The 8,824-nt window shown below is 57.4% G+C and carries 9 protein-coding genes; 5 read left to right on the forward strand and 4 right to left on the reverse strand.

Translation table 11 applies throughout. The features are described 5' to 3' along the window. A partial coding sequence (locus BTIS_RS11410) for an integrase core domain-containing protein (protein ID WP_143248952.1) occupies positions 1 to 507 on the forward strand: 507 nt, incomplete at its 5' end. A 27-nt stretch (positions 508 to 534) separates the two neighbouring features. Continuing rightward, positions 535 to 1,194, forward strand: a complete 660-nt coding sequence (locus BTIS_RS11415) for a hypothetical protein (protein ID WP_094665585.1) — start codon at positions 535 to 537, stop codon at positions 1,192 to 1,194. A 760-nt stretch (positions 1,195 to 1,954) separates the two neighbouring features. Here the strand turns inward: BTIS_RS11415 and BTIS_RS11420 are convergent. Further along, the gene (locus tag BTIS_RS11420) at positions 1,955 to 2,302 is read right to left on the reverse strand and encodes a lectin-C (RefSeq protein ID WP_169713100.1); all 348 of its coding nucleotides are present in this window, start codon (positions 2,300 to 2,302) and stop codon (positions 1,955 to 1,957) included. A 211-nt stretch (positions 2,303 to 2,513) separates the two neighbouring features. Next, complete coding sequence (locus tag BTIS_RS11425; RefSeq protein WP_094665589.1) at positions 2,514 to 2,915, reverse strand: Fur family transcriptional regulator; 402 nt, start codon at positions 2,913 to 2,915, stop codon at positions 2,514 to 2,516. Positions 2,916 to 3,365: 450 nt separating this feature from the next. Here BTIS_RS11425 and BTIS_RS11765 point away from each other — a divergent pair, with 450 nt between their 5' ends. Further along, complete coding sequence (locus BTIS_RS11765) at positions 3,366 to 4,127, forward strand: hypothetical protein (RefSeq protein ID WP_143248953.1); 762 nt, start codon at positions 3,366 to 3,368, stop codon at positions 4,125 to 4,127. Between the two features lie 100 nt (positions 4,128 to 4,227). Here the strand turns inward: BTIS_RS11765 and BTIS_RS11440 are convergent, their stop codons facing one another. After that, positions 4,228 to 5,253: an NADAR domain-containing protein gene (locus BTIS_RS11440; RefSeq protein WP_158216909.1), complete on the reverse strand. Its 1,026-nt coding sequence runs from the start codon at positions 5,251 to 5,253 to the stop codon at positions 4,228 to 4,230. 331 nt (positions 5,254 to 5,584) lie between these two features. Here BTIS_RS11440 and BTIS_RS11445 point away from each other — a divergent pair, with 331 nt between their 5' ends. Together BTIS_RS11445 and BTIS_RS11450 are read left to right on the forward strand one after the other, a co-directional pair. Further along, entirely contained in the window at positions 5,585 to 6,706 is a 1,122-nt protein-coding gene (locus BTIS_RS11445) for a DUF1648 domain-containing protein (RefSeq protein WP_158216910.1), read from the forward strand. A 200-nt stretch (positions 6,707 to 6,906) separates the two neighbouring features. Beyond that, entirely contained in the window at positions 6,907 to 8,334 is a 1,428-nt protein-coding gene (locus BTIS_RS11450; protein ID WP_094665583.1) for a collagen binding domain-containing protein, read from the forward strand. On the opposite strand, the gene BTIS_RS11455 is transcribed toward BTIS_RS11450, so the two are convergent. Then, positions 8,297 to 8,824, reverse strand: a 528-nt coding sequence (locus BTIS_RS11455; RefSeq protein ID WP_143248954.1) for an IS3 family transposase, incomplete at its 5' end; no start/stop codon positions are given. The two genes, BTIS_RS11450 and BTIS_RS11455, sit on opposite strands and share 38 nt — an antisense overlap.

Consider the following 8,824-nt stretch of genomic DNA (forward strand, 5'->3'; position numbering starts at 1 on the left):
AACGCCCAGCTCGACGAGTTCCGCCGCGAGTACAACGAGGAACGCCCCCACCGGGCCCTGGGCCGCCGCACCCCCAAGGAGGCGTACGAGGCCAAGGGCAAGGCCGGCCCCGACCCCGAGATCGCCGCCCGCGAACAGGCCAGACGCGACGAGGAGGAACACCGCGAGGCCGAACGCGTGACGGCCCCGAGACGCAGGCCCGTCCCGGCCGCCGAACGCACGGAGCCCGAGCCCGTGGACGTGACCGTCCCGGCCCGCACGCACAAGACCGACCGACGCGGATGCGTCACCCAGCAGGGCGGCGTCGCTCCGCTGCGCCGCATCATCGTCAACATCGGCAGGGAGAACGCCGGCAGGACGGTGGAACTGGCCATCGACCACGGCATCGTCACCGTCACCGACACCGCCACCGGCGAGATCCTCGCCGACCAAAGACTCGACACCACACGCGAATACCAATACCGCAGGCCACCGGCGAACGACAACGATGCCCCAGGACAGCAGTAAAGCATGCCCCAGGACACCCCGTCAACCATGCCCCGAGACACCCGTCAACCATGCCCCGAGACAATACACCCCTATCTCATCACGCTGGTGTTCCATGTGCACTCCACGCCCATAACCACGCACATCGAGAAGTATGAACGGCATCTGACAGATTCGGCTTTGCCGGACATCCCGTTCCATGCCGGTCCGTTGTTCAACGGGCACGACGATTACGAGGACGTCTCATTCACGGATCGCAAGAGACTGTTCTTCGCGTTCTTCACGCTTGCCCGTAACCTTCCGTTCCGATACGTGACGTTCGCCCATCGCAAAAGCATGTTCGACGGCGACAGGACCCGATTCGAAGCACAGCTCAAACGCGATCTTGCGGACTTCTTCCTATCACATCTCAACGAATTCCAATCGTATGAGACAATCAAGGTGTACTACGACAATGGGCAGCAAATCGTATCGAATGCGCTGAAAGCATCCATCGACTATGCGCTGTCCAAAGAGGCCGTCGTGTATCGCGATGCGCAACCGAAGGACTATCGTCTGGAGCAGGCCGCCGATTTGATGTGCACCATCGAACTGACAGCGTTGAAATTCAACGCCGGCGAAGAGACCGCTACCGACCGAAAGATGTTCAAAGATCGGCGTGACTTCCGTAAAAACTATCTCAAGATTCTACGACGCAAGCAATTCTGATGGAATCCAGAAGCATGGTCTTTCTGCCGGGAATCCAGTAACTACCGACGAAACAGTTCTTGCTGGACTGCAATCCAACCACTCACGACACGCCGAGCGTGTCGCCTTCCCAAGCGGCAAATCCCAGTAACATTTCAGTAACAGTGACCGTCAGGATTAACCAAACCCACTGGTTCCAGTAAAGAACACCAAAACTCAGAAACGGCTTGATTCCAACGATATTCCGCTCATCCAAAGTAGCCGGTTTTTGCAAAGCAACCCCCTGATGGTACAGGATGTCGCAGGTTCAAATCCTGTCAGCCCGACCACAAGGGCCCTACTCCCGATTGGGAAGTAGGGCTCTCTTCTTTTGCCGAACAGTCCCTCAGTAACAACAAGCGTGTTACTGGCTCTTAGTGGTGTCATTCGCGCTTATGCACGATACGATAAAGCCATGTCCACCACTATCAATGTGTATCCGATGACGGATTTCATGCCTCTCGTCGACGACACGCGCCGACGCACACAAGAGTTGTTCCAACAGCTGCTGGACGAATACGGCATACACAGCACCATACAGGTAAAGGCGTTCTATCCAAGGGAAAACACTGGCAAGGAACTATGGTGAATAGACTGATTTGATTTTTGATTGGGAGGGGTTGACGGACACTTCGGCTGATGGACATTTCCCGAAACGGTGGCGGTGTCCATGACGGGGGCAATGCAATGGCTGGTTCGCGCAATAAACCTTGATTCATTGCGTGAACCGGTAAAACGGATTTCAGGCGGCGAGCTCGGCCTTGAGCGCCTTCAGATCAGCCAGAATCGCCTCGTGGCAGGCCTCGTTGGTGTCGAAGGCGAGGTGGCAGAACGCGCACTCGTGGCCTTCGCGGTTTTCATGGCACGTGTGGATGCAGGCCTTGCCCTCGCACTGTTCGTCGGAACCATGCATGCAGTCGGTGTCGTCGCAGCAGTCTCCGGTCAGGCAGCAGCCGCAGCAGCCGCAGGCTGCCACACCGTGCTCGTGGGCGGAGATGTCGAACTTGGCGAGCGTGTCCTTGCAGACGGCGAAGGTGCCTTCCTCGGTGACGATTTCGTAGGCGTGCTGGTCGATGGTCTTGATGGTCATTGGCTATCCTTTCAACATTCTTGTTTTCTTCGCATTGACAGTTGAAAGGATAGGGTCTGACGCATCGGGGTGGAAGTTAGCGAAAATGGTTACCGTTCCCCTGTCTGCTTTCCCGTTCCCAGCCTCCTGCGATGCGCGTGCCGGCTCACGATTTGTTATGGATGCTTCTGAATATGCGAACCACTGGACGCGCCCGCGTTGCCACCCGCGGCTATTGAATGTTATACCCGTCATCATTTCGGGTGTCATCGACGGCCTTCCGCGCGCAGCGTGGACACAGGGCGTATATCTCCAGCACGTGGGTGACGTCGACGTAGTGCAGTTTGGCCGTCGCCTGTTCGATCCACTGCTCCAGTCCCGGTATTTCGATTTCTATGATCTTTCCGCAGCTCCGGCACATGATGTGATGGTGATGATGGCGGTCGGCGCAGGCGCGGTACAGGGTTTCGCCGTTAAGGTGGATGACGTCGAGTCTGCCCTGCTCGGCCATCGATTGCAGATTCCGATATGCGGTGGCGGTGCCGATGCGCGTGCCGCGACGACGAAGAATGTCGGTGATTTCCTGGGCTGTGACGAAGCGTGAAAGTTCGGACAGCGTCTGTTCGATGAGCATGCGCGGCCGAGTGACGCGGGGATTCGACGGCTGCGACGCGTGCGCGTCGACGTGCCGCTCTTGACGATCGGACACTATTCCCCCTTAGTTCATTGCTAATGATACTCGTTATCATTATAATGTCCGCCCACCCAATCCTGATGTACCGCCGGACATAACAGTGGTGGCCATTTGCTGCATGTTCTCCAAGACTCGAACAGCTCCTTGCCATACGACGTCCAATCCCGAAAACCTCATAGCGGGCAGTCCGAACCTATCCACAACAGTGATTGAAAAACCTTAATATCCAACAGGACCGGCACAGTCCACGCTCATTCCCGATAAGGAACCACCAGCCTTATGCGCTCAAAAAACGTGAGTCACGTCGATGGTCATGCGTCAGTGGGATAGTGACCGTATGATTGCAATGAACGCGGCCTCGTCAGGCATGATCATGGGAGCGGCGTCGCAATGGCATCGCGCAATGCCCGGCGTCGACGCTGGCTATCTGCACCAGCTGGCGAAGAAAACCGATCACACTCGCAAGACCACCGCGATAACGATGACCGTACTCATCATTGGATGGACGGCTGTGCTTGTCTACGTGCTGATCCATCCGCCAAGGAGAATCCGCTGGCCACGCTATCGGCCTTTCTCGCCATCGAAATCGGACTTATTGTTGTCACTATCGTATTGTGGCGATTTTCCGGTCGTGACGTCGGCGACGTGACGCTGGTACGTCGGAATCTGGCACGTCTGGTTTCGGTGGGTCCCCGTGAATTGAATGCCATGTGTACGGAGGCGTGTGTCATGGACCTGCTACGTTGCCCGGACTACGTCGTCCATGACGATACGGGAACACCCTTTCAGACATTCGAACGCGCAACGTGTCTGATGTGGGCACCGGCTGTCAACGTGCCATTCGGATACGGTGAATGTGAAGGATACGGAGGCAGCGATGCCTACGGCGTGCGACGGTTCTCCGTATATACCAGGAGGCCCGTTACCTCGGTAGCATTCGACAAGTGGCCAATCATCCGCATGACCGTGGAGATATACGCCGATCAGATACGTTTCGTGCCTGATTTCAGTGTGTCATTCAATCCCTGGCACGGTCATGGCTGGGCTGCGAAACGCAAGGATCCGTCGCTCAGCTTCGGTGCCGGGATGCTTGCGCCGAAATACGACCTCGATTTCGGCGCGGATCGATATGGTGGCAACGTTTACGTGTGATAAATTCACTGAGATTTAAAGCCGTTCCATCGCCACGTTCCCGATGCTCTGCGTAAGGCTTGTGCTCGCCAAAGAAACGCCAATGACGAATACCGCGATCTCAGCGGTCCTGCTCCACGTCCCCGCCGATGCCTCGGAGTCGTTTGAGCAGGTTGAGCAGCCATCCGTTCTCCAGTGATTCGCCGATCGTCCCCTCGTCGGAACGTTCACGGCGGGTCAGCCATGTCATCAATGCCTGCACCTGTTTGGCATTGAGCTGTGCATAGTTGCCCGACTCCAATGTCTTCCAAGGATCGATACCGGAATCCTCCAACACCGCATGGAAATCCTCCCATCCAGGAGTCTCATAGATAAGATCCCACCATTGATCCACCGCGGGCCCGTAGTCGCACCAGCTCAGAGGAATCACGCCTTCTTGATGGAACTCGGGGTAGATCCACTTGTACAGCTTGTTCGCCGGCCTATCCAATTGAGGGATCAGTTCGATGAAAGGTCGGTATTGGAAATCGAACGGCGTGGCGCCGGCGTTCAGGATGTCACGTACATCCATCAGCAGAAAGCCGAGTTTGTTCTTCCCACGCCAGTTGCATGAATCCTTCCACCGGTCATCGGCCCGACCGTCCTTCGTCTGCTTGCCAAGTCCGGCACCCCAGATGGTGTCGAACGGTGAACATTCGACCAGCACTTGATCACCCGTATCCGTCAGCTGTTTCGCGAGTTCGGGATTCTGGGTGAACTTGAACATCAACGCCTCGAACATGTATCCGGACGATTCCCTATCCCATACGACCACGTCGAATCCTTTTACGCCGCGGCCGATCGCCTTGTATTGGCGGGGTTCCAGTCCCGGTTGCATCACAGCATCCATCGCGGTCTGATCGTGGAACCGCCACGCCTTGCGGAATATGAACCATTGTTCGCTGCACTCGAATTGCAGCTTGGTCGCCGAACCATCGGTATCCCCCCAATCGACGACAAAGGGTGCCGGATGGAAGTTGGATGCCCAGTCATCTCCGTTCCAGAAACCGAAATACTGACGTACCGGCCCATCCCATTCCTCGCTGTCGAGCCGGTCGCAATCGTTCCTGCCCATCGCGGCATCACGCCATGCCTGCGTTTCATTCACAGTCCAAATCGGTTCCACCATTCACCTGCCGACTCTATGAACATCGTTATTCCAAGTGTAAGTCCACGCATTGCAAACCATATGAGCCACGCTCGGTATTATGCAGGGACTGTGTACGGCTCCCCTACGCGATGAGCCTCGGTGTCGCTCCGGGTCCATCTCGCCGGTGGGATAATTAGGATTGTGATCGGAGTGGCCCGTTACACGAAGGAATTCCAGACACTGACAACACCAAGACAAGACCGTCGCAACGGACAATCAGCAAACGCCGATCATCAATCAGGAGGATCCGATGCATAGCAGTCCAACGACCATAACGGGTGTCGCCACCATGATCGTGCTTCTCTTGCTACCGGCACTGACCGCAATCGGCATCGCAATCGTACCTTGGGTAGTAGGCCGGCACGAAGTGTTCGGCGTCACCGTGCCGCCGGATACGTTCGCTGATGCGCCTATCCGACGCTATCGCATCGTCTTCTCGATAGTGGTCGGCGCGCTCGGGGCAGTGTCGGTGCTCGCGTGCTTCGTACTATGGCGGCTGGCCGGCGCGACAATGACGTTCTGGTGCGCGTCAGTTCTGTCGGTCTTGGTAATGATCGCCGGGTTCACAATCCAGCAACGGTTCCGTAGACGAGTGATCGCCATCAAACGCGAGCGCGGCTGGACGACAGCAGGCGCGAAACGTATGGTGATCGCCGACGACGACATGATTCCGCGGCCTCTGACGCTATGGTGGGATCTCGTCTACGTCTTGGTGATAGCCGCGACGATAACTGTCGGGTATGCGGGTTACGACCATATGCCGCAACGGGTGCCGATCCATACGGACGCCGCCGGCATCGTCAACGGATGGGCCGATAAAAGCCCGTCCGTGATCTGGTTCGCGCCGCTGATGGAGCTGATGCTCGCCGCGGTGATGACTGGTGCTCATGCCGCCGTCCTATATGCGAAGCGTCAGGTCAACACAGATTCGCCGACAAACCCAACGCGGCGGTATGCGACGATGGCACGCGCGTGGAGCGTGTATGTGCTGCTCGTTGGCGTGGTCACGACCCTGGGCATCGGCATGACCATACAACTCGGTACGATCGGCGTGCTCGATCTGGGATTGGTCGGACTGACCGGTGCGTTCGCCGGTGCGTTCGCGCTCATCGGCGGCATCATGGTCATGCTGTTCTACGGGCAGCATGGCTCGGTCAATGACGGAGCAATATCGAACGATGGCAGTGCGAACAACGACGGCACTGACGACGACACGAGCCCATGGGATGAGGAACGTTACTGGTATGGCGGCATCATCTACGTGAACCGCAACGACCCAACCATCTGGGTGCCCAAGCGCTTTGGCGCCGGATGGACGGTCAATATGGGCCGCCCAGCCGTATGGGTGGGCACTGTCATTCTTCTAATCCTCGTCATCGCTCTACCGTTTGTGTTCACCGTCCTGCTGTAGGTGGCGGTAAAGCGTTTCCCTGTCACGCTAACAACGCGACTGAGTGCTGCCACTATCGAAGCGCCAGCAGGGGAATATGACCATGGAGGGTCTCTGGCACGGGGGGCAAACTGGTGCACCATGTCCTGAGGTGCAGCCAATGTTGATAGTGGGTAGTGTGGTTCGATTTAGTGCAGTAACGAGTGGTACGAGGGGACACCATGAGTCTGTTCAGGAACTCGGTATGGCAAATGGGGGTTGCATTCATCGCGGCTTTCGCGATGCTGCTGAGCGGCATCGGCATTGGCGTCGCCAGTGCGGTCGAAGGCGATGACATCTACAATCCCGATGCCCCTGCCGTTGAAGTCGGCACGGATGGGTCCAAGACCAAGGTCAGCGTCAAGCTGTACAAGGACATGGAGCACATGGCTCCGTTCGATTCCACCGTCGACAAGCTTCAAGTAGGCGGGACGCTCTACGGATACATCGAATGGGATTGGGATGAGTCCGAAAAGCCCACGCTGGAAAGCCCCACACGTTTCTACACATTCCCGGACAACATTGGCGTCAAGAACGTCAACCCAAGCGAACTGTTCGACAATCAGGGCAACGTGGCCGGTACGTGGTGGATCACGAACGGTGTGGCCTATGAGAAGTGGAACGAAGACTGGCTGCGTCAGCATCCTTCCGATATCAAGTCGTTTGTGAGCTTTGAATTCACGCTCAAGGACGACGGCACTGGGAACGACGACAAAGAGACCGTCACCTTTCCCGGCACCAATTCAAGCATCACCATCACATTCGACAAGACCGAAGTGAGCGGAAGGAAGGACTGGACGGTCAACGACGACGGCACTGTGACCTTTACCATCACGCTCGGAAACAAGTTCGACGTGAAGAACATGGTGGTCACCGACACCATGGGGTCGAATTTCCGGTTCGTGGCCGGAAGCTTCCAGCTCGACGGCGCAGCCATCCCCGAAGACAACGTCTCCGCGAACGGACAGCAGGCCACGATCAGACTCGGTAATGTCAAGACCGCCGACGGCGACGGCCACAAGCTCACCTACAAGGCGAGTCTTTCCGAAGAGGCACTCAAACTGCTCGCGCAGGGCAAGAAGCTTGATGACGCCAAGAATACCGCCACATGGCAGTGGGACGGCAGCGATCCTGGTGGCGGGCATCCGAACGGCGCCGACACCACGCCAGATCTCTCCTATCGAATGGTAGACAAGGGCGACGGAGCCACCGACGGCAACGCAGGCATCAAGTGGACGGTGAACCTTAACGGAGGCCAGCCCAAAGCCGATATGGGACGATACGTCTTCACCGACACCCTGCAGCCCGGCCATCACTACGACGGCTCCTACACCATCTACAAGGGCGCCAACGAAAACAACGAAAACATCTACGCCACCGGCACGTTGGACCCCAACGCCAACAGCTTCACCTATACATTCCCCAAGGACGCCGGAAGGCAACAGTATCGGATTGTATATCACACCAAGCTCGACGATCCGAAATCGCATAATGCCGTGGCCAACAAGGGGGTGGTGACGTTTTGTTGGACTTCGTTGTCTGAATGGTCGTTCAGAACGATATCACATGTGTTCAGGCGACGAGCCCGAGCTGGATGCGCTTGTCCATGATGCTCATCCCGTATTCGAGTTTGATGCGCTTGTCCCGGTACCAGACCATGTACTCGTCCAGCATCGCAATGAACTCGTCGATCGTGACGCCCTGGAAGCTCCTCTTGTGGAAGAACTCCTGCTTGAGCCGGCCGAAGAACCCCTCGGCGGCGGCGTTGTCCGGGCTGCAGCCCCTCGCGCTCATCGACCTCGTCAATCCATGATCCGTGCAGATGCGAATCCATTCGGGCCACCGGTAGTGGCATCCCCGGTCGGAGTGGATGACGGGCGTCTGACCGGGTTTGAGCGTGGCGCACGCGTCCTCGAGCATCCCATTGGCCAGCGCGGCGTTGGGGCTGGTGCCGATCGTCCACGCGACCGGCATGCCGTCGTAGCAGTCGATCACCGGCGACAGGTACACCTTGCCCGCGGGGATCGAGAACTCGGTGATGTCGGTGACCCACAGCTCATTCGGATTCGCGGCGTGGAAGTCGCGGTTGACGAGATTGGC

The organism is Bifidobacterium tissieri (assembly GCF_002259645.1).
Classification (GTDB): Bacteria; Actinomycetota; Actinomycetes; order Actinomycetales; family Bifidobacteriaceae; genus Galliscardovia; species Galliscardovia tissieri.

Excerpts from the sequence above, each read along its gene's own strand:
- BTIS_RS11450 (WP_094665583.1), top strand. The coding sequence starts at position 6,907 with ATGAGTCTGTTCAGGAACTCGGTATGGCAAATGGGGGTTGCATTCATC.
- BTIS_RS11415 (WP_094665585.1), top strand. The coding sequence starts at position 535 with ATGCCCCGAGACACCCGTCAACCATGCCCCGAGACAATACACCCCTAT.
- BTIS_RS11445 (WP_158216910.1), top strand. The coding sequence starts at position 5,585 with ATGATCGTGCTTCTCTTGCTACCGGCACTGACCGCAATCGGCATCGCA.
- BTIS_RS11765 (WP_143248953.1), top strand. The coding sequence starts at position 3,366 with ATGGCATCGCGCAATGCCCGGCGTCGACGCTGGCTATCTGCACCAGCT.
- BTIS_RS11425 (WP_094665589.1), bottom strand. The coding sequence starts at position 2,915 with ATGCTCATCGAACAGACGCTGTCCGAACTTTCACGCTTCGTCACAGCC.
- BTIS_RS11420 (WP_169713100.1), bottom strand. The coding sequence starts at position 2,302 with ATGACCATCAAGACCATCGACCAGCACGCCTACGAAATCGTCACCGAG.